A 24,170-nucleotide genomic window follows, 5' to 3' on the forward strand; every position below is an offset into this window, starting at 1 on the left:
GCTATCCGCCTAAGACTTGCCCTTGCCGGGCGGTCGCCGGGCCGGGGAAGATTTCGAAGCCGGCTTCTTTGGTGCAGGTTCCCCATCACCGCCTTTCCCGTCGTCGCGCTTCTTCTTGTCGCCCGACGCCAGGCTCTTCTTCAACGCGTCAAAAAGATTGATGACGTTGGACGGCTGCTCCTCGTCATCGTCCTTGCGGATCGGCGCCTTCTTGCCGCTCTTCTTCTTCGACTTGATGAAGTCCAACACCGCCTTCTCGTAGCGGTCTTCGAACGTCGAGGGCTCGAACTTGCCCTTCTTCTTCTCGATCACGCGCATCGCGAGGTCGAGCAGGTCCGGGTCGATCTTGATCTTGTCCTGCTTCTCATAGGCCTCATCGGCCGTACGGATCGTGTCGTTGTAGCGCAGCGTGGTCAGCAGCATCCCCTTGCCGAAGGGTTCGATCAGGCAGGGGCGCTCGCGCTGGTAGAGCACGATGCGCGCGAGCCCGGCCATCTTCCGGTTCTCCAGCGCCTGGCGGATGACCGCGAATGCCTCCTCCGACACCTTGTCGCCGGGCGTCAGGTAGTAGGGTTTCTCGATATAGATCGGATCGACATCGGCCTTGGCGACGAAGCTCTCGAGGTTCAGCGTATGCGAAGATTCGATCTGGACGTTCTCGATGTCCTCGTCCTCGATCAGCAGGAAATCGTCCTTCTCCACCTCGTAGCCGCGCACCTCGTCCTTCTTGGCGACGGGCTTGCCGCTCGACTGGTCGAGGTATTGCCGGCGTACGGCATTGCCGGTCTTGCGGTTCAGCGTGCGGAAGGAAACCTTTTCCGCCGCCGTAGTCGCGCCGGAAAGCTCCACCGCGCAGGTGACGAGCGAGAGTTTCAGATAGCCCTTCCAGACGGGACGTGGCGCCATGACCGCTTCACTCCATGCCGCGTTAGCTTACGTCCGCTCGCGCCGGACGGAAAGACGGACGCGCGAATGCACGCCGTAGTCGACGCACTGTCCTGACAAATGCAGCCACCAGCCGTTGGTTCCACACCCTGCATTTCGTCGACGCGGCGTTTCAATTCCGGCTGCACTTGCTCTAGAATTCGCCATCACATGAGGAGGAACAATACGTGACCGCATCGACCACGCCTAGCTTCGACCTGACCGGCAAGGTCGTTCTCGTCACCGGGGCCTCGCGCGGTCTCGGCCGCGCCGCAGCACTTGCCTGCGCGGGCTCCGGCGCCGACATGGTCGTCGGCGTCCGCAAGGCGGCGGATGGCGCGGAACTCGTCGCCGAGATCGAGAAGCTCGGCCGCCGCGCGCTTGCCGTCGGCATGGACCTCTCGGATCTTTCCACCGTGCGCTCGGCGGTCTCGGCCGCGCACGACCGCTATGGCCGCATCGACGTGCTGGTCAACAATGTCGGCATCGGCCCGATGAACCTTGCGGTGGACGTAACCGAGGAGGATTTCGACTATACCGTCGACATCAATTTGAAAGGCACCTTCTTCACCGCCCAGACAGTGGGCAAGCTGATGATCGCACAGAAATCGGGCCGCATAATCAACATGAGTTCGCAGGCCGGCACCGTGACCCTGCGCGGCGAGGCGATCTACTGCATGTCGAAGGCAGCCATCAATCATCTCACCCGCTGCCTTGCGGCCGAATGGGCCGAGCACGGCGTCACCGTCAACTCCATCGCCCCGACCTTCATCCACACCGACGGCACCAAGCCGGCGCTGTCGGACCCGGCCTTTCGCGAAAAGGTGCTGAACCACATCCCCCTCGGCCGCATCGGCGACCCCATCGACGTCGCCGGCGCCGTCGTCTTCCTCGCCTCCCCCGCCGCCTCTTTAATCACTGGCGCGAACATCCTCGTCGACGGCGGTTGGTCAGTGGCTTGAATTCCTCGCCTCTGCGAAGCGGGGGAGAGGTGTCACGCGCAGCGTGACGGAGAGGGGGCCTTTCGACAGGCCCCCTATAGATCGCAAGCCAATCCTAAAGCTTCGTCCACGCCCCGTTCTTCTTGGACGACTTCACGCAGGCCTCTACGAAGGCAACTCCCTCCACCCCGTCCTGCACGGTCGGGTAGATCACGTCCTTGCCCGGCTTGCCGCCCTTCCGGCGCGCCGCGCGGATGGCGCGGGCCGCTTCCTGGTAGATGTTGGCGAAGCCTTCTAGATAGCCTTCCGGATGGCCGGGTGGGACGCGCGTCAGCCGTGCCGCGACCTGCGTCGAACCGGCGCCGCCGCGCGTGATGAGCTGCTTCGGCTGGCCGAACGGCGTGTACCAGAGATAGTTGGGGTCGGCCTGCACCCATTCGATGCCGCCCTTGGTGCCATAGACGCGCAGCTTGAGCCCGTTCTCGTGGCCCGGTGCGACCTGGCTCGCCCAGATCATGCCCTTCGCCGCAGGGGTCTTGCCGACCGCTTTGAACCGCAGCAGCACGTTCAGATTGTCGTCCACCAGCCGGCCCGGCACGAAGGCATCCAGGTCCGCCGACAGTTCCGCGAGTTCCAGCCCAGAGACGAAGCGCGCAAGGTTGTAGGCATGCGTGCCGATGTCGCCCGACGCGCCGCCGACACCCGACTGCTTGGGGTCGGTGCGCCACAGCGCCTGCTTCGAACCGGCAGCAGCAGCGTCCTCCGTCAGCCAGTCCTGCGGGTATTCGGCCTGCACGACGCGGATGTCGCCGAGCACGCCCTTCGCCACCATGTCGCGCGCCTGCCGCACCATCGGATAGGCAGTGTAGTTGTGCGTGAGGACGAAAACCTTGCCGGACTTCTCGACAAGTGCTGCGAGCTTCTTGGCGTCGGCGAGGTTGGAGGTCAGCGGCTTGTCGCAGATCACGTGAATGCCGGCATCGAGGAATGCCTTGGCCGCGGGGAAATGCACGTTGTTCGGCGTCACGATCGCCACCGCCTCGATGCCGTCCGGGCGCTGGGCCTCGGCCTTGGCCATCTCGGCAAAGCTTCCATAGCTGCGCGACGGATCGAGCCCGAGTTCGGCGGCCGAAGCCTTGGCGCGTTCCGGGTTGGACGACAGCGCGCCCGCCACCAGTTCGAACTCGCCGTCCATGCGCGCCGCCAGCCGGTGCACCGCGCCGATGAACGCGCCTTGTCCGCCGCCGACCATTCCATAACTGATCGGGCCCTGTCCCGATTCAACCTTCCTGCCGCTGACCATCCGTTACTCCTCGTTCCCTGTTAACGATCGAAATCCGCACCGTCACCGGAGCGGATTCCAACCTGTTTTTGCAAGCACCATTTTTCCGGCAATCGCGAGAACCAAACGCGGAGCCGGCCTCAGATCCCCATCATCTGCCGGAGCAGCTTCTTGTCCGTCGAGCCGCCGGCGAAATCGTCGAACGCCTTCTCGGTGACGCGGATGATGTGGCTGGCGATGAACGGCGCACCCTCGGCCGCGCCATCCTCGGGATGCTTCAGGCAGCACTCCCATTCGAGCACGGCCCAAGAGTCGTAGTCATACTGCGCGAGCTTGGAGAAGATGCCGCTGAAATCGACCTGCCCGTCGCCGAGCGAACGGAAGCGGCCGGCGCGGTTCACCCAGCTCTGGTAGCCGGAATAGACGCCCTGACGGCCGTCCGGGTTGAACTCGGCGTCCTTCACGTGGAACGCCTTGATGCGCTCGTGATAGATGTCAATAAACTGCAGGTAGTCGAGCTGCTGCAGCAGGAAGTGCGACGGATCGTAGTTGATGTTTGCGCGGCTATGCCCGCCGACCGCATCGAGGAACATCTCGAAGGTCGCGCCGTCGAAGATATCCTCGCCTGGATGGATCTCGTAGCCGACATCGACGCCGACATCGTCATACGCATCAAGGATCGGCTTCCAGCGCTTGCCGAGTTCGGCGAAAGCCTCCTCGATCAGCCCGGCGGGCCGCTGCGGCCACGGGTAGAGATAAGGAAACGCCAGCGCGCCGGAGAAGGTGACGGAAGCATTGAGCCCGAGATTGCGCGACGCCTTGGCGCCGAACTTCATCTGCTCGACGGCCCATTTCTGCCGCGCCTTGGGATTGTTGTGCACCGAGGCCGGCGCGAAGCCGTCGAACTGGCTGTCATAGGCCGGGTTCACCGCGACGAGCTGCCCCTGCAGATGCGTCGACAGTTCGGTGATCTCGACGCCGGCGTCGGCGCAGATGCCCTTCACCTCGTCGCAATAGGTCTTCGAGCTTGCCGCCTTCTTCAGGTCGAACAGCCGTCCGTCCCAGGTCGGGATCTGCACGCCCTTGTAGCCGAGGCCGGCCGCCCATTTCGTGATCGCCGGCAGCGAGTTGAACGGCGCGGCGTCGCCCGCGAACTGCGCCAGGAATATTGCGGGACCCTTCATTGTCTTAGGCACGAAAATCCTCCCTCGTTCTGGCCGTCGCGGCCAGCATCGACCTTCATTCTAAAAGCATCATCCCTGAAAGGGGAACGGCCTTTCGGAAACGCCCTCACGCGACCGCCGGCTTGCGGAGCCGTAGGTCGATCGCCTGCCCTCGGCAGTCAGGCGCAATGGCCGGCAGCACCACCCCCGGACCGCCGGCCATCAGCCTTTACCCCACGATGACAAGGCCACCCATAAACTCACGGCCCATCGTGTTCGCCGCCCAATCTGGTATTACCAAATTTGCATGACAGGTCAAGCGACGCCGCGAAAGCCGCACAGCGGACCGAAAATTTCGGGGCCCGTAATAATTCAAACATGTTCAACCACTTACGTCATATCGACGTAATTGGCCGTGGTCGACTTGCCGCGCCATTTTTTTTATTATAGAGGTCGAATAAACCCGAATTGGTCGAACCAGATTGCACTGATGGCACAAGCCGGTTCCCATGAGAGGGCAAAGCAGCAATAACGCCCGCGCAAACCGCGGCAATGAATTCGGGAGAGAAACAGCATGCACCTTTCAACGCACAACTGGATGCGGGCGGAGCCGCTGGAGGTTACGCTCAAGCGCATCAAGAAGTTCGGCTACGAATCCATCGAGATCTCCGGCGAGCCGGAAGTCTACAAGGTCCCGCAGACGCGCGCTCTGCTCAAGGAGTATGGCATCCGCTGCTGGGGCGCGGTGACGCTGATGCTGGGCGAGCGCAACCTCGCCGCCAGGGATCAAGGCCAGCGTGAGCGCTCCGTGCAATACGTCAAGGACGTGCTCACCATGGTGGGCGAGCTCGACGGCGAGATCATAACGCTCGTCCCCGGCACCGTCGGCAAGGTCGTGCCCGACGGCACGGCGGAGGAGGAGTGGGCGTGGCTGGTCGACGCCACCCGCGAATGCTTCACTCACGCGAAGAAAGTCGGCGTGAAGATCGCGATCGAACCGCTCAACCGCTTCGAGACCTACATCTTCAACCGCGGCGAACAGGCGCTGGCGCTCGCCGATGCCGTCAGCCCGGAATGCGGTGTTTGCCTCGATGCCTACCATCTCCACATGGAGGAGTTCGACGTCGAGGAAGCGATCCGCAAGGCCGGCAAGCGGTTGTTCGACTTCCACGTTGCGGACAACAACCGCTTCGCGGCGGGTGTCGGCACCTTCGACTGGCCGAAGATCGTCGGCATTCTCAGGGACGTCGGCTATCAGGGCGCGCTCACCAACGAGTTCGTCGCGCCGGTCGATCGTACGCCGGCTAATCGTTATCCGGACATGGTCGAGCGCAATCCGGTCGACATCTCGCCCGAGCAGTTGAAGTTCATCCAGGATCACGGCTCGAGCGTGCTGGCGGAAAAGTTCTACACCGACCAGATGCGCATCACCGCAGAGACGATCCTGCCGCTGATTGGCAAGAAGATGCCGGCCTGATCGCCGTGAGCTTATAGGACCGGTCCGCAGCGACCGTCGGGGGCAAGGAGAACCATGCGCATCAAGAGCGTCAAGGCCTGGTGGGTCCGCATTCCCATCGAGGCGAGCAGGCAGCACCGAAGCGACTTCGGTCAGGTGCAGACCTTCGACGCCGCCATCCTGCGCATCGAGACCGACGACGGGGTCGTCGGCTGGGGCGAGGGCAAGAACGCCGCCGGCTCAGCCGGTGACTACGGCGCCCTCGTCCACATGCTCAACCGCGAGATCGGCCCGCAACTGATCGGCCTGAACGCCGGCGACATCGGTATCATCTGGGAGATGCTCTACAACGGCGTTCGCTCCGGCCTCGCCGTCAAGGAGGGCCACGCGATGCCGCAGATGTCGCGGCGCGGTCTCACCGTCGCCGCCATCAGCGCGGTCGACATCGCACTGTGGGATATCCTCGGCAAGTCGCTGAACCTGCCCGTCTGGCAATTGCTGGGCGGGCGCAAGCTCGACCGCATGCCGGCATACGCATCTGGCGGCTGGGCATCCGCCGACAAGGTCGGCGAGCAGCTCAAATCCTACATCGAGAAGGGGGGCTTCAAGGCGCTCAAGATGCGGGTCGGCGCCATGGACGGCGCGCCACACATCTCGGCCGCCCGCGTGCGTGCCGCCCGGGAGGCGATTGGTCCCGACGTGGAGCTGGCTGTCGACGCGCACGGCACCTACACGGTCGCCGACGCCCGGCGCTTCATGCATATGGTCGAGGATTGTAACCTCGCCTGGTTCGAGGAACCGGTCATCGCCGACGATAAGCCCGGCATGGCCGAGGTGCGCGCCGCCGCCAACGTGCCGATCTCGGCTGGCGAGAGCGAGGCGACGCGCTACGCCTTCCGCGATCTCGCCATGCTCAAGGCCGCCGACATTTTCCAGCCCGATCCCGCCTTCTGCGGCGGCATCTCGGAGGCCATGAAGATCGGCACCATCGCCAGCGCCTTTAACCTGAGGCTCGCGCCGCATCTGTGGGCCGGAGCGCCTTGCTTCTTTGCGGGTCTGCACATCTGCGCAGCCTCGCCGGCCAGCTTCACCGTGGAATATTCGCTGGGCGCCAACCCGATGATCCACGACCTCGTCGAGGACAACATCGAGGTCAGCGACGGCCTAGTTGCTATTCCGGAGAAGCCAGGCCTCGGCTTCACCATCTCAGAGAAATTTCTGGAGGCGCACGTGCAGGCCGTCTAGGAGTGCTCCGGACGCGGCCTGACTGGATTCGCAGGTGCACAAATAGAGTATGGCGGGCGGCAGCGGTGCCGGTCCGCTCCAGGGTCAGGACCTGATCATGAAGGAAAACAACCTGCTGGCGGAACTCGCCGCCTACCTGTTCTCCGCCTCCAACGGAGAGACCGGGCGCACGCCGTCCGAGCGGGAGCTCGCTGACCATTTTTCGGTCAGTCGCGGCCAGATCCGCGAGGCGCTGGCCATCCTCGAGGCCATGCGGATCGTCGAGCGGCGGGCCAAATCCGGTATCTACCTGACCACAAGGCAGGCGAGCGTCGACGCCATGGCGCTGTTCGCCAAGGCGGGCGTTCCGCTCGATCCGGTCCAGATCTACGAGACGGTCGAGCTGCGCAAGATCCACGAGATCAAGGCCGCCGAGCTCGCATGCAGCAGAGCGACGGAAGAGAATTACGAACGCCTGCGCGAGATCCTGCACGAGTCCGAACTTCGCCTTGCCGCCGGCGAGGGTATCGCCAAGGAAGACCGCGACTTTCATCTCGAAATCGTGCGCGCCACCAAAAACAGCGTCTTCCACCGCGTCTGCAGCGTCTACTACGTCATGGGCGAGCAGCGCCTGCCGATCTATTTCCAGGACCCCGAGCGCGGCCGCAGGTCGCATGCCGAACACATCCAGATCTACGACGCGCTGCTCAAGCGTGACGGCAATCTCGCCCAGGCGCTCATGAGCGCGCATCTCCAAGGCGTCGAAAGCTACTGGAAGGGTCTCATCCAGGGCGGCCCGCAGGAAGCCGGCAAGACGCTGGAGCAGGTCTGAGGCATGATCCCGACAAGTGGTCGCCGGTTATCGGACTAGATCATGCCCCAGCGGGACACGCCGATGATCTTCTCAACTCATCCGCTACACCCGCGGCCGACCGCTATGCTGGCGGGCCATGGCGATCTCGTCATCGCTTCCGCTGTCGATCCTGTCACCCTTGCCGATGAGGCACGCGACGCCGACATCGTCATCGTCCGTGCCAACCTGCCGCCCGTCCTGTTCGAGCGCGCGCCGAAGCTGCGCGCCGCGATCCGCCATGGCGCAGGCCTAGACATGATCCCGATCGACGCTGCAACGAAAGCAGGCGTGCTCGTCGCCAACGTGCCCGGAGCGAACGCCCGTACCGTCGCCGAGCATGTACTCTGGACGTCGATGGCGCTGCTCCGAAAATTCCGCCGCGTCGACCGCGATCTCAGGCAAAAGGGCTGGCTCGCCGGACGCGACCACGCCAACGACGGCAACGATTTGTCCGGCCGGACGATGGGCATCATCGGCTTCGGTGCGGTCGGCCGCAACGTCGCCGCCATGGCCGCGAATGGCTTTGGCCTCGACGTTATCGTGAACAGCCGAAGCGCGAAGGATTTGCCCGCTTATGTCCGCTTCGCCTCGCTCGACGGGCTGGTCACCGAAAGCGACATCGTCGTGCTTTGCTGCCCTCTCACGCCGGAGACGACGGGACTGATCAACCGCGAACGCATTGCCCGCATGAAGCCAGGCGGGCTGTTGATCAACGTGTCGCGTGGGCCGGTGGTTGATGACGAAGCCCTGATCGACGCCCTGTCGTCAGGCCACGTCGGTGGCGCGGCGCTCGATGTCTTCGTCACCCAGCCGCTCCCCGCCGATCATCCCTATTTCGGTTTCGACAATGTGATCGTCACGCCGCACATGGCCGGCATCACGGAAGAGAGCATGATGCGCATGGGCATCGGTGCCGCGGAGGAAACACTGCGCGTGCTGGCCGGCGACCTCCCGATAAACCTTCGCAACCCGGAAGTGATCAATCACTACCGCCGCCGTTTTCCGAGCTAAGCGCCGCGCCGAGGGCGCGGCGGGATTGTCTCTTCCCGACCAGGAGGGCGGTGGGCAGTGTTCGAGATGCGAGCGCCGAGCAGTGCCGCCGCCCTGTTCCGTAGAGTCCCTTTAGGGTAGCGCGTTTCACAAGTGTCCGCGCTCTGAAGTCCGGGTCCCGCTACGCGGCCCGGAATGACGACTGGATGAGCCGGCAACATATGGTATTGGAGCCCACCGCCATCACGACCAGCTGATATCCGGCGGACAGAGGGGGGCGCTGTTCTCCCCGGCCTGGCGAAATTGCGACGGAACGGGCAATCAGCAGGGATCGGTGTCCGGGGACGTGAATAGTTTTTCGCAACTGGAAATACAAACAACTGAAATCGCGCGCTTTTCGATTTTTCCTTCGCAACTGGATTCACGCCGTTCCCGCCTCAGGCATACTCACCCCATCGCCCTCACGGGAACCTGGTGCGCACCGGGTATCAGGGAGGGCGGCGGTGCCGGATCGGTCAACGCTGCGGTCGCGTTGGCTGGGTGATGAACCCCCAGGTCCGGGCCTCGAGGGAGACCAGCGGCAACGGCCGTGTCCTCCCTCGGGGCAAGAACACCGGCGGGGTGCGGGAGACCGGCCACGTTACTAACAATATGAGAGGCAAGGCCCCGTGCCCCGCTTCCCGACTTCTCTTCCCGGCGGCGAAGAGCGCTCTTTGAAAAAGGCCAGACTGCGAAAGCAGGGCGTGGCGAGGGGAAAGTGCGAGCTCGGCTATGGCAAATGCTGCGTTGCGGTCGAGGTTTGACCGGTAGGCGTCATGAGTTCCGGAACCCGTTCTGGCAGTTGAGCCCTCCATACGCAGGTATGCTTGCATGCCTCTGTTTCAGGATTTAACTACGGACACCTTCCCAGGAGTTCTCATGACAGACCATCTCTTTTCGCCGATCCGGATCGGACATCTCGAAGTGCCCAATCGGATCGCCATTGCGCCCATGTGCCAGTATTCCGCCGATGACGGTTCCGCGACGGACTGGCATCTCCAGCAATGGATGACCTACGCCCTGTCCGGCAGCGGCATGGTCACGCTGGAGATGACCGACGTCGAGCGGCGCGGCCGCATATCGCATGGCTGCCTCGGCCTCTATTCCGATCATAACGAGGCCGCAGCGAAAGGAACTCTCGATGCGGCGCGACGGGTCGCCCAGCACGGGACGATCTTCGGCGTCCAGCTCGCGCATGCCGGCCGCAAGGCATCATGCCATCGGCCCTGGGAGGGCGGCGGACCGCTGAAGCCAGGCCAGGATCCCTGGCAGACAGTATCGGCATCTGCCGTGCCCTTCGATGACGGCTGGCACACGCCGCATGCGCTGACCGAAGCCGAGATCGATGCGCTGATCGGCCACTTCGTCAGCGCCGCGCATCGCGCCGCCCGCGCCGGTTTCGATTTCATCGAACTGCACTCCGCCCACGGTTATCTGCTGCACCAGTTCATTTCCCCCCTGTCGAACAAGCGCACCGACAAATGGGGCGGCTCCTTCGAGAACCGGGTGCGCCTTGCTGTCGAGGTCGCAAAGGCCATTCGCGGTGAAGTGCCCGGCCTGATGCTGGGCGCGCGCATTTCCGTCACCGACTGGGTCGATGGCGGCCTTCCCGTGGAGGAAGGCGTTAGGGTAGCCCAGGCGCTGGAAGATGCGGGCGCTTCCTACATCTGTTGCTCGAGCGGCGGCAATTCACCGCTGCAGAAAATCCCGACCGGACCCGGCTACCAGGTTCACCTCGCCGAGGCCGTGAGGAAGGCTGTCGGCATCCCCGTGCGGGCTGTCGGTATCATCACCGACCCGGCGCAGGCAGAGGCGATCATCGCGGAAGGAAAGGCCGACATGGTGGCACTGGCACGGGCGATCCTCGCCGACCCGCGCTGGCCATGGCGGGCCGCCGCCGCGCTGGGCCACGAGATCAAGACCGCACCGCAGTTCCTGCGCTCAACAGATCTCCATAAGCGCTGGGTGAAAGCCTAGTCGCCGAAATCTCTGGAACGGTAGATCGGGAAACCGGCGAAGCTGTTGCCGGTCTCCACGGACGCCAGATCAGTCCGACGTGTCAGCCGTGATACTGCAGCGACTTTCCGGTCTGCTTGTCGAAGACAACGACCTTTTGGGGATTCCACGAGAAGCGGATGTCTTCGTCGATCGACAACTTGGTCTGCGCGGAGACCGTTGCGTGGAAGGTGATGTCGGCAACGCGGAGCGTCAGGATCTTCGCGACGCCGTGATTCTCGACGTCATGGACGCGTGCCTCGTGCGCTGCGCCGGATTCGACCACTATATCTTCCGGCCGGATGCCGAAGGTCAGGGGACGTCCGTCGGTCGTCCCGCCGTCGGCAGTCGCCGCGCCCGAAGACACCAGTACGCCGTTGTAAGGCAGGTCGAGATCGATGGGATCGAGGATCGCGCGACCGGAGACGAGCTTGCCGTGAAGAAGGTTCATCGGCGGAGACCCGACCGCGCGCGCGACAAAGGTGTTCCTCGGGTTGTTGTAGATGTCCGACGGCGTGCCTGTCTGGACCAGACGGCCATGGTTGAGGACGCCGATCTTGTCGCCCATCGACATCGCCTCGATCTGGTCGTGGGTCACGAACAGGAAGGTCTGGCCGAGGTTCATCTGGATGTTCTTGAGCTCTGTTCTCAGCGCCTCGCGCAGCTTGGCGTCGAGAGCGGAGAGCGGCTCGTCCATCAGGAACACGCGCGGCTTGCGCACGATCGCACGACCGATGGAGACGCGCTGCATCTCGCCGCCGGACAGACGATCGGTCTTGCGATCCAGAAGATGCGTGATGCGCAGTGTGTTGGCGACGCGGTCGACGCGTTCCTTGATCTCGGCGTCGGGCACGCGGCGCAGCTTCGACTTCAACGGAAACTCGAGGTTTTCGCGCACCGTGTATCGCGGATAGAGCGAATATTGCTGCAGCACCAGCGCCACGTCGCGCTCCGCCGCGCCCCAATCGGCAACGTCCACGCCGTCGATATACACCTCGCCCGAGGTCGGCTTCTCGAGGCCGGCGATGATCCTCAGCGTGGTGGTCTTGCCGGCGCCCGTCTCCCCGAGCAGGACGAAGAACTCGCCATCGGCGATGTCGAGGTCGAGGTTCTTCAGCGCCGTATGCGAGCCGAATGTCTTGGTGACGTTTTTGAGCTGGATGTGGGCCATCAGAGTCTCACTCCGAGCGACTGTCCGCTCGCCGTGTCGAAGAAGTGGGTCTGGGTCGGATCGAGGCGTGCAAAGACCTGCGCGCCCGGGCCGGCGACGAAACCGGATCGCGTACGGGCGCGCAGCATCTGTTCGCCGAACTTCAGGTCGACGATATCGTACGAGCCAAGCGGCTCGATGATATGGGCAACGGCAGGCACGAAGCCGTCTGCCGCCTCGTGCGCAACGATAACCCCCTCCGGACGAATGCCGAGCGATAGCGGTTTGCCGGCGCTGCCATTGAGCTTGGCGAGCAGTTCGCTCGGGAATGGGAAACCCTGCGTCGCGCCCTCGGCGGTGACGCTGGCCTTGCCGGCGCTTTCGGAAACCGAGGCGTTGGCGATGTTCATGACGGGAGAGCCGACGAACTGCGCAACGAACAGGTTCGCCGGACGCTGATAGACTTCCTCCGGGCTGCCTACCTGCTGCAGCACGCCCTCGTGCATAATCACGATGCGGTCGGCAAGGCTCATCGCCTCGATCTGGTCGTGCGTAACGTAGATCGTGGTCGACCCTTGCTTCACATGCAGGCGCTTGATCTCGGCGCGCATCTCCTCGCGCAGCTTGGCGTCGAGCGCGCCGATCGGCTCGTCCATCAGCATAGCTTTGGGACGCCGGACCAAGGCCCGGCCGATCGCGACGCGCTGCATGTCGCCGCCCGACAGCGCCGACGGCCTGCGATCCAGCAGATCGGTGATCCGCAACACCTTGGCCACTTCACGCACGGCCTTGTCCGTGTCGGCGCGGTTCATGCGCGTCGCTCGCAGCGGAAACGCGATGTTCTCGTAGACCGTCATGTGCGGGTAAAGCGAAAAGGACTGGAACACCATCGCGATATCGCGGTCCGCAGCCTTGAGATGCTGGACGGCCTTCCCATCGATCAGGATGTCGCCTTCGTCGATCGTCTCGAGCCCCGCCACCGCACGCAGCGTCGTCGTCTTGCCGCAGCCGGACTGGCCGAGCAGCACGATAAACTCGTTGTCCTCGATCTTGAGATTCAGGTCCTTGATGACCTGGACGGCGCCGAACCATTTCTGGACGCCGGCAAGTTCTATCTGTGTCATGACCTGCCTCCGTGCACGGTACCATCGTGATGATCGGAGACATCGAAGACGCCGTCGGTTTTCTCCTTGTCCTCCGCCGGCTTTCCGAACCAACCGGTGAGCATGAAGGTGATCAACCCGAGCAGAATGATCGTCACGCCGTAGCGGTGCAGGAACATATTCCAGGGCTGGCAGAGCGCGATGATACCCAGCACCATGACGATTTCGGCAATGCGTTGAAGCTTGGCGCTGCCAATCATTTGCGGATCGCTCCGAAGCTCATGCCGCGCAGGAGATGGTTCCTGAGCAGGAAGGTGAAGATCGCGACCGGCAGCAGGAACAGGAAGGTACCAGCGGCGATCACGGTCCAGTCGGGCAGGCCGGAACCGACCTGGCTGGGAATGAAGGGCGGCGCGGTCTGCGCCCGACGGTTGGTCATGATCAGAGCGAACGCATACTCGTTCCAGGCCGTGATGAAGCAGAATACGGCAGTGGCAGCGATGCCCGTAGCGGCTTCAGGGATGACGATCTTGAAGAAAGCCTGCATGCGGGTGTAGCCGTCGACAAGGGCCGCTTCCTCATACTCCTTCGGAATCTCGTCGATGAAGCCCTTCATCAGCCACACCGCAAACGAAAGGTTGAAGGCGGTGTAGAGCAGGATCAAGCCCCAGTGCGTATCGTTCAGCCCGACCGCCCGGTACATCAGGAACATCGGAATCGCCACCACCACCGGCGGCAGCATTCTGGTCGACAGGATGAAGAAGAGCAGGTCCGCCTCCCCCTTCACCTTGAAGCGCGAGAATCCGTAGGCCGTGATCGTTCCCATGCCCACGGCCAGCACAGTGGACGTGATCGCTATGATCAGTGAGTTCATGAAGCGGTTCGGGTAGGCCGACCACTGGACATTGCCCTTGCCGTCGCGCACGACCTTCTCGCCGCCCTCCAGGACGATGCGTTCCCACCAGGGCGCGGCGTCGAGTTGCTCCTGCGTCGGCTGCTCGCGCAGTTGGGAGCGCTTCGTGAACAGCTTTACGAAGGGGGATATCTCCGGCGTGAAGACGATCGTCGGGGGAATCGTCGTGGACAGGTTACGCGGCTTGAACGAGGTGGCGACGATCCAGTAGATCGGCGCCAGGAAGATCAGCGTTATAATCAGCACCGCCACGATGGCGATGCGATTGCCGGCCACCTCGGCCCGTGTCTTGACGGCGGCCATGTCAGAGCACTCCCGAATTCATGCAAATGCGGAAGGATAGGCTGCGAGACGTCACCATCTCAGCGCTCCTTCACCTTATTGAGGTACTTCACGTAAATGTTCGTGATCGCCAGGATCATGATCAGAACGATGTAGGCCAGCGCCGAGGACCTCCCTGTCTGCCACTCCTGGAACGCCATCTTGTAGAGTCTGATCGATATGACCTCGGTCGTGGGCTGGCTGGTCAGGATGTAGGCCAGGTCGAAGGTCTTGAACGCCTCCATGGTGCGGAAGATGATGGCGATCATCAGGATAGGCGCCACCAGTGGCAGCGTGATGCGGAAGAAGGTGTAGAGCGAGCCGGCGCGGTCAATCGCGGCGGCTTCGTAGAGGTGCTTCGGCACCGCCGAAAGGCCGGCCAGCGAGAGTAGCATCACGAAGGGCGACCACATCCAGATGTCGGTAATCGCCACGGCATAGAGCGCCACGTCGGGGTTCGACAGCCATTCGAACGTGCCAAGCCCCAGCACGTGATTGATGATGCCGAAAGACGGATCGTAAAGCAGCTTCCAGAACAGTCCGACGACGGCCATCGACAGCATCATCGGCAGCAGCAGCAGCGTTGTGATCAGGCCCTTGAAGGGAATGTCGCGGTTGAGCAGCAGCGCCACACCGAAGCCGACGATCACCTGCCCGGTGACGGAAACGATGACGTATTTCGCCGTGATGGAGAAGTTGGTCCAGATGAACGGGTCGTTGAGCAGCTCGCGGTAGTTCTGCAACCCCACGAAGTTAGCCGGCGCATTGGTGGACGCGCGGAAGTCGGTGAAGGAATATCCGAGCGAATAAAGCAGCGGAAATATGTTGAAGATGATCAGGAAAGCGATCGTGGGAATGATGAATAGGTTGCGGATTGAGATGTCGCTCATGCCGCGTGATGCTGCTCGCGACTTCGGATCCAGCGTTGCTATGACTGCGGTGGCCAAGGCCAGTTCCTTCCCCGTATTCTAGATTTCCGACCGCCGAAAAAGAAAAGGAGGGGGCGGGCGCCGCCCCCTCCGATCTAACCCGCGACTATTGCTGTACGCGGTTGTACTTCTTGAACGTGGCGTTCCAGTCCGCCGCCAGATTGTCCAGCACTTCCTTCGCTGTCCCTTCGCCAGCCGTGACGTAGGGGTAAACGCGCTGGTTCATCTGGATCAGCAGCTCGGCGTATTCCGGAGTCGCCCAGAAGTCCTTCACCTTGAACATGGTCTCGTAGAAGGCCTTGTTGTAGGGCGTTGCGTTCTGGAACTCTTCGCTCTCTAGCACAGCCTTGTTGGCGGTGTAGCCACCGAGTTCGGCCCACTTCTTCTGGGTCTCGTCCTTAATGAACCACTCGAGGAACTTCATCGATTCCTCCTGGTTCTCCGAGTAGGAGATCACGGAGATGCCCTGTCCGCCGAGCGCAGCGAACTGTTCACCACCAGGACCCGCCGGGTTGGCGAAGAAGCCGGTGCCCTTGGCATTCGGGTTCGAAGCCTCGTTCACCAGAGCAGGGAAGAAGGCGAAGTAGTTCATGCTCATCGCCGCCAGACCTTCGGTGATGGCCTGGTTGTTCTCGGGGAAGAAGGCCTTTGCCCAGCCCGGAGGTGTGAAACCGTAGAGCTCGCGATACATCTCGAGCGCCTTGATGTTCTGTTCCGAGTTGATGATCCCGTCGACCTTGTAGGTGGCGTAGTCGCCGAGCTCGCCGCCATAGGAGAAGATGGCGTTTTCGACGCCCATCACGAGGCCGTCATACGAGTTGTCGGTATAGATCGCGATGCCGTAGCGCTTCTCGTCCGGACGATGGAAGAACTCGGCGATGTCGCGCAGCTGTGCCCAGGTGGTCGGTGGCGCAAGATCATAGCCGTACTTGGCCTTGAATGCCTCCATCTCCTTGGGGTCTTCGAACCAGTCCTTGCGATAGGACCAGCCCACAGCGTCGCCTTCAGCCGGGATCGACCAGTACTTGCCCGAGTTGGACGGATATTCGGCATAGTACTTGACCGTGGCCGGAGCCATCGTCTCGTTCAGCTTGTGCTTGTTGAAGAACTCGGTCAGGTCGACATAGTGCCCGGCCTCCGAGGCAGCACCAATCCACTGCGAGTCTCCGACGACCATGTCGTAGGCGGAGCCCTTGGCGTTGAATTCGGTGAAAGCCTTGGTCTGGAAATCCGACCACGGGGTCGTCTCGACCGTTACCTTAACGCCAGTCTCGGCTTCATAGATGTTGGCGAGTTCCTGCAGATAATTCGCCGGATCCCACTCCGCCCAGAAGATCGTCAGTTCCTGCGAGTACGCCGCCGTTCCGCTGGCAAGCGTCATCGCGATGCCGGCAAGCATGCCGGTCAATTTGCTGCGCATGTTTACTTCCTCCCATTAAACCGACCACTTTACAGCGGGCGGTACCTCGACCAGTGTATTACTTATTCCCGGTGGCTCTGCTCAGGCTCCTCCCGACCAGACCCAACCCGGATCAGGCACCACTTCCCAATCCAGTCTCTGCACTCATCTGGTATTACCAATACCGGAGTTTCGTCAAGCGCTTTCTTGCCGGTTGCCCAAACACGTAGAATTGCGAGATGGCACAAAAACGCTTCAATTTCATTTGGTTCTGCAAGGCGCGCAAAAAAATGCAGGAAATTTCATGCCTGCGTAGCAATCGATAACCAGGTAAGACAGCCCGATCTGGTCGAACCAGTTCCGATGCCTGAGCTGACGTCGGCGCGTTAGTCTTCGACGTCCTCGTCTTCCAACGCGGCCAGAACGAGCGCCCTACTCGTCCATTGAGCCACAGATTGCATTTCCTGACTATCCAGACCCCAGATATCTTTGAGGGCAATGAGCGCCTCAACGCCGAATACCAACGAAAGCGCCTGAGCCAGACGATTGATCTTTTGTTCCTGAAGCCTGCCTTCGAGAGGGATCAGTACATCTTTCAGCAGGTCCGCTCGGTGGCCTCGCTTGAACTGGGGTTCTGCTCCAAGCGTTCCGGCGCGTCCGCGCGCCCACTGATCCAGGGACAGCTTCAGCGCTGCTTTAAAAGTCGCTTCGAACTCTTCGATGCGCGGCAGTCCGATACTGAGCAATTCCGAGACGCGACGGTGCGGGTCGTTCTCCTTGGAGGTCCAGGTGAGGATTGGCCCTAGCGCCTCATCGACAACAGCGCTTACAAGCGCCGCCTGACTCGGGAAATACCGGTACGCTGTCGCACGGGATACACCGGCGGCCTCGGCCACCTCGCTGACGGAAGGCGTCGCCCCGCCCTGCATCAGCCTGATGGCGGTCTCCAGCATCAGCCTCCCGGTCCGCGCCCTTGGCCCGGTCACCGCTGTGCGATCCGCCTCCGCGATGTCAGAGTCTGATTGACGTGAGATCAGCATATCAATACGATACTCGTGTCTCAAAAAAGACGCAAGGGCGGCTCAACGCCCATGATGATGGGATGATGACCATGACGGACATCGACCCGGGAGGCAACGTTGAAGCGCATCTATGTGGTCGGGACAGCCGACACCAAAGGCGAGGAGCTTGCCTATCTCGCGGCTTCCGTGGAGGAGGCGGGCGGGCGGGCGGTAATTGTCGACGTCGGCACCAGACCGCCTTCGATTGATCCGGGCATAGGTGCCGCCGACGTCGCCGGATATGGGCCGGACGGTGTCGCAGAAGCGCTGGCTTCGGGTGACCGCGGCAGAGCCGTTGCCGCAATGGCAGGCGCTTTTGCCCGCTACGCAGCATCACGTTCCGACATCGCGGGCATCGTTGGCATCGGCGGTGGTGGCGGCACCTCCATCGTGACAGCCGGGATGCGTGAATTGCCGTTCGGCTTGCCCAAGATCATGGTTTCCACGCTGGCTTCAGGGGATGTCGCGCCATATGTCGGCGTCTCCGACATCATCATGATGCCGTCCATCACCGACATGGCCGGGCTCAACCGTATCAGCCGCGTGATTCTCGCCAACGCAGCGTCGGCGATCGTAGCGATGTCGAATAGACATCATGAGGAGAACAGCAGCAAGCCCGCAATCGGCTTGACCATGTTCGGTATCACAACGACGTGCGTGACGGCGATCGTCGATAGCCTGAAGAGTGACTACGACTGCCTGGTGTTCCATGCCACGGGCACTGGCGGGCGCACCATGGAGAAGCTTGCCGATTCCCGCCTGCTCGCCGGCGTGCTCGACATCACCACGACCGAAGTCTGCGATCTGTTGTTCGGGGGAGTTCTCCCGGCCGGCCAAGATCGGCTGGATGCGATTGCACGCACTGGATTGCCTTACGTGGGTGCGCCTGGCGCGCTCGACATGGTGAACTTCTGGGCCCCTGAAACAATTCCGGACAAGTACCGGCACCGGCTTTTCTACAACCACAATTCCAACGTCACGCTGATGCGAACGACGGCGGAAGAGTGCAGGTCGATGGGTCTGTGGATCGGCAGGAAACTCAACGCCTGCGAAGGGCCGGTACGTTTCCTGATCCCGGAAAAGGGCGTATCCGCTCTGGATATCGAAGGCGGCGCTTTCTGGGATCCCGAAGCAGACGCCGCCTTGTTCGACACTTTGGAAACAACGGTCGTGAAGACCGATTTGCGCCGCGTCGAGCGCCTTCCGCTTCACATCAACGACCCGGATTTCTCCAAGGCCGCCGTGGCGGCGTTTCAAGAAATCCGCAGCCTCTAGGCCTTTTACAGGACAGGAGAACAAATGCCCGCCATTCCGCGCAAGAAGATACTGGAACGGTTCAGCGCCATGGTCGCCAGCGGCCAACCGATCGTCGGCGGCGGCGCCGGTACAGGGCTCTCCGCCAAGGCGGAGGAAGCAGGCGGAATCGACCTTATAATCATCTACAATTCGGGCCGCTATCGCATGGCCGGACGCGGATCCGCTGCGGGACTGCTCGCCTACGGCAACGCCAACGAAATCGTCAAGGAAATGGCGTATGAGGTGCTGCCGGTCGTGAAACACACGCCTGTTCTGGCGGGGGTCAACGGTACCGATCCCTTCGTCATCATGCCGAGGTTGCTGGCGGAACTGAAGGACATGGGATTCTCCGGCGTTCAGAATTTTCCGACCGTCGGCCTCTTCGACGGCAGTATGCGTGTGAGTTTCGAGGAAACCGGAATGGGTTTCGGCCTCGAGGTCGATATGATCGCCGAGGCGCACAAGCTCGACCTTCTGACCACACCCTACGTCTTCAATCCGGAAGAGGCGAAAGCAATGACGCGGGCCGGCGCCGATATCGTGGTTGCCCATATGGGCGTCACGACGGGCGGCTCCATCGGCGCGACCTCGGCGAAATCGCTGGACGATTGCGTCGGGGAAATCGACCAGATCGCGGAGGCGGCGCGATCCGTGCGCAAGGATGTCATCCTGCTGTGCCACGGCGGCCCTATCTCGATGCCGGACGATGCGCGCTACATTCTGGAGCGCTGCGCCGGGCTGCATGGCTTCTATGGCGCGAGCTCGATGGAGCGCCTTCCGGCCGAAGCAGCGATCCGAGACCAGACCGAAAATTTCAAGGCCCTGACCACCAGCAAGTAAACTCAACGCATCGGGAGGATCGAGATGTCCGCTTCCAACAAGTTCTTCGTATATCCCAAGGATGTCGACGCTTTCGGTTTCGACTGGGGCAAGCTGTCGCTGACCGTCGCGCCCGAGGTGAACGGCGCGGCACGCTTTTCAGGCGGTGTTGTCGATCTGCCGCCCGGCCAGGGTCACGCGCGCCACAACCATCCCGGTGCGGAAGAGATCATTTTCGTGATTTCAGGTCATGGAGAACAGATGGTCGAAGACGACGCCGGCAATCCGATCACGCAGAAGGTCGGGCCGGGATGTACGATCTATGTGCCGGAAAGCCGCTTCCACTCGACCCTCAACACGGGCGCGGGCCCGATGCAGTTGTTCGTCGTTTACTCGCCTGCCGGACCGGAGCTTGGCTTGCGGGACCTACCGGACTTCAGGATCATCCCGGCCGGCAAATAGGCGGGTTCCTCCCCTGTCGTTTTCATATTGGATAGCCCGCCGCTTTCCCTGCGGCGAGCCACGGGATATAGACCGAAGAATCACCGCTGTACCGGCGGGCTTCTTCCGAGATCGTCGTGAACAACGGAATCCTGCTGGCACTGCTGGCCTACGCCATTTACTCGTGGGGTGATGCGGCCATAAAGGCCCTCGGCGGCGGCCTGACCGTCTTTCAGATCGGCTTCTATCTTACGCTCGTATCCGCGATCTGCATCGCTCTCACGACTCCGAAAACCGAGAAGCTGATTCACTTCTGGCACATGAAACGCCCGTGGGGCGTACAGGCCCGTGCCATCTCGGGTGCGACTGCCAGCGTCCTTAGCGTTGTCGCCTTCACGACCATTCCGCTGGCCGAGGTCTACGCGATCATTTTTCTGGCACCCCTGTTCGTGACACTGCTTTCCGTGTTCGTGCTCAAGGAACATGTGGGGCCCTGGCGATGGCTTGCGGTCATCGTCGGCTTCGCTGGCGTGTTGCTCGTCGTGCGCCCCGGTTTTCGGGAGCTGCAGTTTGGCCATTTCGCCTCGCTCATTATAGCATTTCTTGCCGCCGCAAGCGTCATTCTCATGCGCTCGCTGTCGGCACACGAAACCCGAACGACCATGCTGGGTTTCCTGATGCTCTATACCGCGGCGTTTAACCTGGTCGCCATGGTCTTTACCGGGTTTGCCCTCCCAACGCCTGAGCAGGCCTCAATCCTGATTATGGCCGGCGTCTTCGCCGCGGCAGGCAATATCCTGATTCTCAGGGCGACCCGCTTCGCGCCGGCAAACCAGCTTGCGCCTACGCATTATTCGCAAATCATCTGGGCAGTGGTTCTCGGCGCCATCTTCTTCAGCGAACGACCAGACATCCTGTCGCTCGTTGGCCTTGGCGTGATCGCGGCATCCGGACTGCTGACGCTCGCCCGCGAGAAGATCCGGCTAGGCACCGTCCGGTGGAATCCCTTTAGCCGGAACCGCCTATAGGGCTTCAGCCTGCGGTCCCGCCCCTGTTCCAACCGCGACCGGTCTCGCCATACATCTCGTAGCCACTGGCGGTGACGGCGACGGTGTCCTCGAGCTTTATGAAGCCGCGCCGCGGATGAAGCATGGTCGTCTCGACCGAGATGACCATGTTCTCCTCAAGCGGCTTGTCGGCGTCGATGCCTTCATAGGCCACCGGATGGTTGGTCATCAGGAAAGGGGCCTCGTGGCTGATGAGACCCATGCCATGACAGAAGAAATCGGTGAAGGCGGCTGACGGAGAGGTTTTCAGCGTAGCCTCGGCCTCGATGATCATGTCCTCTCCCATGGCGCCGGCTTTGATCTTTGAAAAGGCCGCCTGCTGAATCGCCTCGATCTCATGTAGCAGATCCTCAAGCTCGGCATCGGGCTCGCCGAGGATCCCCATGCGGCACAGATCGCCGATGTATCCCTGATTGTTGCCGCCCGAATCGATCGACAGCACTTCTCCCTTTGCCCATGCTTGCGGCGACACCGCGCGGTTATGACTCGAGCCGAGCGTCAGCAGGCAGTATTCGAAATGCAAACCGCGATTCGTTTCTTCGCGCCTCAGATGCTCGATGATGTCTGCCTTGGTCGATCCTTCATGGGCGGCCGCAATCGTCGCAAGCATGGATTCGGTTATCAGGTCCGACGCCTTGCGCAGCTTCGCCAGCTCTTCTGGCGTTTTGAGCGCGCGCATTCGCTCGAAGGTCGAGGTCGCATCGAAAACCTTCGCGTCAGGCAGCGCTTTTCTCAACGCGATGTAAGCATCTGAAGGCAGGAAGGCCGGCTCGATGCCGATGCGCGCATCCGTTCGGCCGATCTTGGTCAGATGCTCGGCAGCTAGCGCAGCTGCGTCCAGCGAACCCCAGGTCGCGGTATGCAGCTCCGGCGTCCAGAACGGCCTGTTCTGATGCTCCCCTGACTCCATCTTGTTTCCGATATAGGCGGCGCGATCCGGCCTGCCTTTTTCATAGATGACCAGAGGCAGGTAACGGCTGTGCCCGATCGCATCCATGCCTGAGAAGAATATGAATTTGTAGCCGCCGAGCAGGTATTGGACGTTGTGCTTGGAGGTAGCGATGAGGAAATCGAAATCCGCCTCGTCCATCAACCTGTCGAGGCGACTCTGATCGAAAGGCGGCTTGACCCCTTGGGTTGTGGTCACTGCATCCATACCCTTATCCTCTCCCACCAGCCGGCGCCAAATTCCTCTCCGCTGCTGGTCTTACCAGTTTGCAACACTTGACCCTGTGCGGTCCAGTAGTTGCAGATCGGCTAAATACTATGCTTTGCCGAAAAGCCACCAAGAAACGAGGTCAGATTGTCTGAAAGCGCGTCACAAATATAGCCGCCCTCCTGGACGATGACAGTCGGCAGGCGCAACTCGGCAATGGCTTCGCCGATCCTTGCGAAACCGTCCGTCGTCACCGAAAGCCCGCCGAACGGATCGCCCTCGAATGCATCGAGCCCCAACGCAACCACCAGCGTATCTGGCGCAAATGCCTCCACCCGGCGACAGGCCGCCGACAATGCCGCGAGAAACTGCTCGTCACCTGATTTGCGTTCGAGCGGCAGGTTGAGGTTCGAGCCGAGCCCCGCACCTTCGCCGCGTTCGTCGGCGTGGCCCCAGAAGAACGGATAGAACCGTACCGGATCGGCGTGGATCGAAACGGTGAGCACATCGCTTCGCCTATAGAAGATGCCCTGTGTTCCATTGCCGTGGTGTAGGTCGACATCGAGAATCGCCACCCGGCTACCGGACTTAACCAGCCGCTGAGCCGCAATCGCCGAGTTGTTGAAGAAACAGAAGCCGCCGGCGACATCGGCAAAGGCATGGTGCCCCGGTGGCCGGCAAAGCGCGTACGCGCTCGACGCTCCCGCCTGCACGTCGTCAGCGGCCGAAATGGCCGTCCAAGCACTCCAGCAGGCGCTCTCCCAGGTGAATTCGGAAATGGGACAGGACGTGTCCGCCATATGGTACCCGGCCTGCCCAACCGCGGACGCCGGATATGTTCCGTGTCGGTCGATCGGGTGGATGTTGGGGATGACCTCGGCCGAGGACCCGTCGATCAAGCGCCAACGCGCATAGATGCGCTGCAGGAATTCGATGTATTCCGACGTGTGAATGGCGGCGATGGGACGGAGCCCATGGCTCTTCGGACGCTCGATCGAACAGCCGGCCGCCTTTGCTCCAGCCAGCAGCCGCGTCGTGCGCTCGGGGACTTCGGGGTTTGGCTTCGGCGCACCGGACGAAAGAAACGATTTCGGATCGTGACGTTCCTGTTCCTCTGCAAAGAAAGTTTTCATCGAGACACCTGATCAGGTTCGTCCGCGTCGGCCAGCATTTCGAAGTCCTCGCCACGTGCCGAGTGAATTTGGTCGCTGTTGCTCGGTCGCAAGCCAAGCCGCGAATAGAATGCCTGGGCGCGCCGATTTTCTTTGTCGACGGACAATCGAATGTAGCAGCCGCCGTTTTTACGTGTAACCGCGGCCAGGCGCCGTAGCAGTTTTTCACCGATGCCCTGCCCGCGAAAGTCGTCGCGGACGTAGAGATCTTGGACATAGACGCCCGGCTTTCCAAGCCAGGTGGAAAAGCTCGGAAAGTAAATGCAGCAACCGGCGAAGCGCAGATCGCTTTCTGCCACCAGCCCTGAGAAAAGAGGCGCTGGGCCAAAACCGTGACGCAGCAGGTCCTCCGCTTTGCTCATGACCTTGTGACTCTCGCCAACCACATCCGCGATGCCGCGCACCGCCGAATAAATGTTCTCGACATCCGCGGCGATGGCAGGACGGACAACCACACGCAAATCGTTAGTCATGAC

23 protein-coding genes are annotated in these 24,170 nt (G+C 61.9%); 10 read left to right on the forward strand and 13 right to left on the reverse strand.

The window, feature by feature from the left end:
- Window positions 1-9: 9 nt before the first annotated feature.
- Window positions 10-906, reverse strand: a complete 897-nt coding sequence (gene ku, locus ABMA32_RS00495) for a non-homologous end joining protein Ku (protein ID WP_349011779.1) — start codon at window positions 904-906, stop codon at window positions 10-12.
- A 206-nt stretch (window positions 907-1,112) separates the two neighbouring features.
- Between ku and ABMA32_RS00500 the strand changes: the two genes are divergently transcribed.
- On the forward strand, window positions 1,113-1,886 hold the full coding sequence (locus tag ABMA32_RS00500) for an SDR family NAD(P)-dependent oxidoreductase (RefSeq protein ID WP_349011780.1): 774 nt from the start codon (window positions 1,113-1,115) through the stop codon (window positions 1,884-1,886).
- A 94-nt stretch (window positions 1,887-1,980) separates the two neighbouring features.
- On the opposite strand, the gene ABMA32_RS00505 is transcribed toward ABMA32_RS00500, so the two are convergent.
- Together ABMA32_RS00505 and ABMA32_RS00510 are read right to left on the reverse strand one after the other, a co-directional pair.
- Entirely contained in the window at window positions 1,981-3,168 is a 1,188-nt protein-coding gene (locus ABMA32_RS00505) for a Gfo/Idh/MocA family protein (protein ID WP_349011781.1), read from the reverse strand.
- A 119-nt stretch (window positions 3,169-3,287) separates the two neighbouring features.
- On the reverse strand, window positions 3,288-4,343 hold the full coding sequence (locus ABMA32_RS00510) for a sugar phosphate isomerase/epimerase family protein (RefSeq protein WP_349011782.1): 1,056 nt from the start codon (window positions 4,341-4,343) through the stop codon (window positions 3,288-3,290).
- A 541-nt stretch (window positions 4,344-4,884) separates the two neighbouring features.
- Between ABMA32_RS00510 and ABMA32_RS00515 the strand changes: the two genes are divergently transcribed.
- The 5 genes from ABMA32_RS00515 (at window position 4,885) to ABMA32_RS00535 (ending at window position 10,849) form a co-directional block, all read left to right on the forward strand.
- The gene (locus ABMA32_RS00515; protein WP_349011783.1) at window positions 4,885-5,787 is read left to right on the forward strand and encodes a sugar phosphate isomerase/epimerase family protein; all 903 of its coding nucleotides are present in this window, start codon (window positions 4,885-4,887) and stop codon (window positions 5,785-5,787) included.
- 54 nt (window positions 5,788-5,841) lie between these two features.
- Window positions 5,842-7,011: a mandelate racemase/muconate lactonizing enzyme family protein gene (locus ABMA32_RS00520; RefSeq protein ID WP_349011784.1), complete on the forward strand. Its 1,170-nt coding sequence runs from the start codon at window positions 5,842-5,844 to the stop codon at window positions 7,009-7,011.
- A 97-nt stretch (window positions 7,012-7,108) separates the two neighbouring features.
- On the forward strand, window positions 7,109-7,822 hold the full coding sequence (locus ABMA32_RS00525; protein WP_349011785.1) for a FadR/GntR family transcriptional regulator: 714 nt from the start codon (window positions 7,109-7,111) through the stop codon (window positions 7,820-7,822).
- A gap of 42 nt (window positions 7,823-7,864) precedes the next feature.
- Window positions 7,865-8,854, forward strand: coding sequence for a hydroxyacid dehydrogenase (locus ABMA32_RS00530; RefSeq protein ID WP_349011786.1), 990 nt, complete (start codon window positions 7,865-7,867; stop codon window positions 8,852-8,854).
- Window positions 8,855-9,751: 897 nt separating this feature from the next.
- Window positions 9,752-10,849, forward strand: a complete 1,098-nt coding sequence (locus ABMA32_RS00535) for an NADH:flavin oxidoreductase/NADH oxidase (protein WP_349011787.1) — start codon at window positions 9,752-9,754, stop codon at window positions 10,847-10,849.
- A gap of 82 nt (window positions 10,850-10,931) precedes the next feature.
- Here the strand turns inward: ABMA32_RS00535 and ABMA32_RS00540 are convergent, their stop codons facing one another.
- The 7 genes from ABMA32_RS00540 to ABMA32_RS00570 form a co-directional block, all read right to left on the reverse strand.
- Window positions 10,932-12,038: an ABC transporter ATP-binding protein gene (locus ABMA32_RS00540; RefSeq protein WP_349011788.1), complete on the reverse strand. Its 1,107-nt coding sequence runs from the start codon at window positions 12,036-12,038 to the stop codon at window positions 10,932-10,934.
- Complete coding sequence (locus ABMA32_RS00545) at window positions 12,038-13,141, reverse strand: ABC transporter ATP-binding protein (protein ID WP_349011789.1); 1,104 nt, start codon at window positions 13,139-13,141, stop codon at window positions 12,038-12,040. The genes ABMA32_RS00540 and ABMA32_RS00545 overlap by 1 nt, the downstream gene beginning before the upstream one ends.
- The gene (locus ABMA32_RS00550) at window positions 13,138-13,380 is read right to left on the reverse strand and encodes a hypothetical protein (RefSeq protein WP_349011790.1); all 243 of its coding nucleotides are present in this window, start codon (window positions 13,378-13,380) and stop codon (window positions 13,138-13,140) included. The genes ABMA32_RS00545 and ABMA32_RS00550 overlap by 4 nt, the downstream gene beginning before the upstream one ends.
- Window positions 13,377-14,336 (reverse strand): carbohydrate ABC transporter permease, encoded by a 960-nt coding sequence (locus tag ABMA32_RS00555; RefSeq protein ID WP_349011791.1) that lies wholly within the window; start codon window positions 14,334-14,336, stop codon window positions 13,377-13,379. The genes ABMA32_RS00550 and ABMA32_RS00555 overlap by 4 nt, the downstream gene beginning before the upstream one ends.
- Window positions 14,337-14,395: 59 nt before the next feature.
- On the reverse strand, window positions 14,396-15,301 hold the full coding sequence (locus ABMA32_RS00560) for a carbohydrate ABC transporter permease (RefSeq protein ID WP_349011792.1): 906 nt from the start codon (window positions 15,299-15,301) through the stop codon (window positions 14,396-14,398).
- Between the two features lie 88 nt (window positions 15,302-15,389).
- Window positions 15,390-16,703, reverse strand: a complete 1,314-nt coding sequence (locus ABMA32_RS00565) for an ABC transporter substrate-binding protein (protein WP_349011793.1) — start codon at window positions 16,701-16,703, stop codon at window positions 15,390-15,392.
- A 365-nt stretch (window positions 16,704-17,068) separates the two neighbouring features.
- Window positions 17,069-17,722: a TetR/AcrR family transcriptional regulator gene (locus tag ABMA32_RS00570; RefSeq protein ID WP_349011794.1), complete on the reverse strand. Its 654-nt coding sequence runs from the start codon at window positions 17,720-17,722 to the stop codon at window positions 17,069-17,071.
- Window positions 17,723-17,821: 99 nt separating this feature from the next.
- Between ABMA32_RS00570 and ABMA32_RS00575 the strand changes: the two genes are divergently transcribed.
- The 4 genes from ABMA32_RS00575 to ABMA32_RS00590 all read left to right on the forward strand — a co-directional run bounded on the left by ABMA32_RS00575 (window position 17,822) and on the right by ABMA32_RS00590 (window position 21,327).
- Window positions 17,822-19,018 carry a Tm-1-like ATP-binding domain-containing protein gene (locus tag ABMA32_RS00575; RefSeq protein WP_349011795.1) on the forward strand — a complete coding sequence of 399 codons (1,197 nt, stop codon included), beginning with the start codon at window positions 17,822-17,824 and terminating at the stop codon, window positions 19,016-19,018.
- 24 nt (window positions 19,019-19,042) lie between these two features.
- The gene (locus ABMA32_RS00580) at window positions 19,043-19,879 is read left to right on the forward strand and encodes a phosphoenolpyruvate hydrolase family protein (protein WP_349011796.1); all 837 of its coding nucleotides are present in this window, start codon (window positions 19,043-19,045) and stop codon (window positions 19,877-19,879) included.
- 24 nt (window positions 19,880-19,903) lie between these two features.
- Entirely contained in the window at window positions 19,904-20,320 is a 417-nt protein-coding gene (locus ABMA32_RS00585; RefSeq protein WP_349011797.1) for a cupin domain-containing protein, read from the forward strand.
- A 116-nt stretch (window positions 20,321-20,436) separates the two neighbouring features.
- The gene (locus tag ABMA32_RS00590) at window positions 20,437-21,327 is read left to right on the forward strand and encodes a DMT family transporter (RefSeq protein ID WP_349011798.1); all 891 of its coding nucleotides are present in this window, start codon (window positions 20,437-20,439) and stop codon (window positions 21,325-21,327) included.
- 4 nt (window positions 21,328-21,331) lie between these two features.
- Here the strand turns inward: ABMA32_RS00590 and ABMA32_RS00595 are convergent, their stop codons facing one another.
- The 3 genes from ABMA32_RS00595 to ABMA32_RS00605 all read right to left on the reverse strand — a co-directional run bounded on the left by ABMA32_RS00595 (window position 21,332) and on the right by ABMA32_RS00605 (window position 24,167).
- Window positions 21,332-22,522, reverse strand: a complete 1,191-nt coding sequence (locus tag ABMA32_RS00595; protein ID WP_349011799.1) for a M24 family metallopeptidase — start codon at window positions 22,520-22,522, stop codon at window positions 21,332-21,334.
- Between the two features lie 101 nt (window positions 22,523-22,623).
- The gene (locus tag ABMA32_RS00600) at window positions 22,624-23,655 is read right to left on the reverse strand and encodes a histone deacetylase family protein (protein WP_349011800.1); all 1,032 of its coding nucleotides are present in this window, start codon (window positions 23,653-23,655) and stop codon (window positions 22,624-22,626) included.
- Window positions 23,652-24,167, reverse strand: coding sequence for a GNAT family N-acetyltransferase (locus ABMA32_RS00605; protein WP_349011801.1), 516 nt, complete (start codon window positions 24,165-24,167; stop codon window positions 23,652-23,654). Before ABMA32_RS00605 ends, ABMA32_RS00600 begins: the two co-directional genes overlap by 4 nt.
- Window positions 24,168-24,170 lie beyond the last annotated feature (3 nt).

The sequence above is a fragment of the Mesorhizobium quangtriensis genome (genome assembly GCF_040081925.1).
Lineage (GTDB): Bacteria > Pseudomonadota > Alphaproteobacteria > Rhizobiales > Rhizobiaceae > Mesorhizobium_K > Mesorhizobium_K quangtriensis.

Coding starts and splice junctions, on each gene's coding strand:
- ABMA32_RS00525 (WP_349011785.1), top strand. CDS start 7,109: ATGAAGGAAAACAACCTGCTGGCGGAACTCGCCGCCTACCTGTTCTCC.
- ABMA32_RS00520 (WP_349011784.1), top strand. CDS start 5,842: ATGCGCATCAAGAGCGTCAAGGCCTGGTGGGTCCGCATTCCCATCGAG.
- ABMA32_RS00515 (WP_349011783.1), top strand. CDS start 4,885: ATGCACCTTTCAACGCACAACTGGATGCGGGCGGAGCCGCTGGAGGTT.
- ABMA32_RS00535 (WP_349011787.1), top strand. CDS start 9,752: ATGACAGACCATCTCTTTTCGCCGATCCGGATCGGACATCTCGAAGTG.
- ABMA32_RS00605 (WP_349011801.1), bottom strand. CDS start 24,167: ATGACTAACGATTTGCGTGTGGTTGTCCGTCCTGCCATCGCCGCGGAT.
- ABMA32_RS00555 (WP_349011791.1), bottom strand. CDS start 14,336: ATGGCCGCCGTCAAGACACGGGCCGAGGTGGCCGGCAATCGCATCGCC.
- ABMA32_RS00570 (WP_349011794.1), bottom strand. CDS start 17,722: ATGCTGATCTCACGTCAATCAGACTCTGACATCGCGGAGGCGGATCGC.
- ABMA32_RS00545 (WP_349011789.1), bottom strand. CDS start 13,141: ATGACACAGATAGAACTTGCCGGCGTCCAGAAATGGTTCGGCGCCGTC.
- ku (WP_349011779.1), bottom strand. CDS start 906: ATGGCGCCACGTCCCGTCTGGAAGGGCTATCTGAAACTCTCGCTCGTC.
- ABMA32_RS00505 (WP_349011781.1), bottom strand. CDS start 3,168: ATGGTCAGCGGCAGGAAGGTTGAATCGGGACAGGGCCCGATCAGTTAT.
- ABMA32_RS00540 (WP_349011788.1), bottom strand. CDS start 12,038: ATGGCCCACATCCAGCTCAAAAACGTCACCAAGACATTCGGCTCGCAT.
- ABMA32_RS00530 (WP_349011786.1), top strand. CDS start 7,865: ATGCCCCAGCGGGACACGCCGATGATCTTCTCAACTCATCCGCTACAC.
- ABMA32_RS00600 (WP_349011800.1), bottom strand. CDS start 23,655: ATGAAAACTTTCTTTGCAGAGGAACAGGAACGTCACGATCCGAAATCG.
- ABMA32_RS00565 (WP_349011793.1), bottom strand. CDS start 16,703: ATGCGCAGCAAATTGACCGGCATGCTTGCCGGCATCGCGATGACGCTT.
- ABMA32_RS00585 (WP_349011797.1), top strand. CDS start 19,904: ATGTCCGCTTCCAACAAGTTCTTCGTATATCCCAAGGATGTCGACGCT.
- ABMA32_RS00580 (WP_349011796.1), top strand. CDS start 19,043: ATGCCCGCCATTCCGCGCAAGAAGATACTGGAACGGTTCAGCGCCATG.
- ABMA32_RS00595 (WP_349011799.1), bottom strand. CDS start 22,522: ATGGATGCAGTGACCACAACCCAAGGGGTCAAGCCGCCTTTCGATCAG.
- ABMA32_RS00550 (WP_349011790.1), bottom strand. CDS start 13,380: ATGATTGGCAGCGCCAAGCTTCAACGCATTGCCGAAATCGTCATGGTG.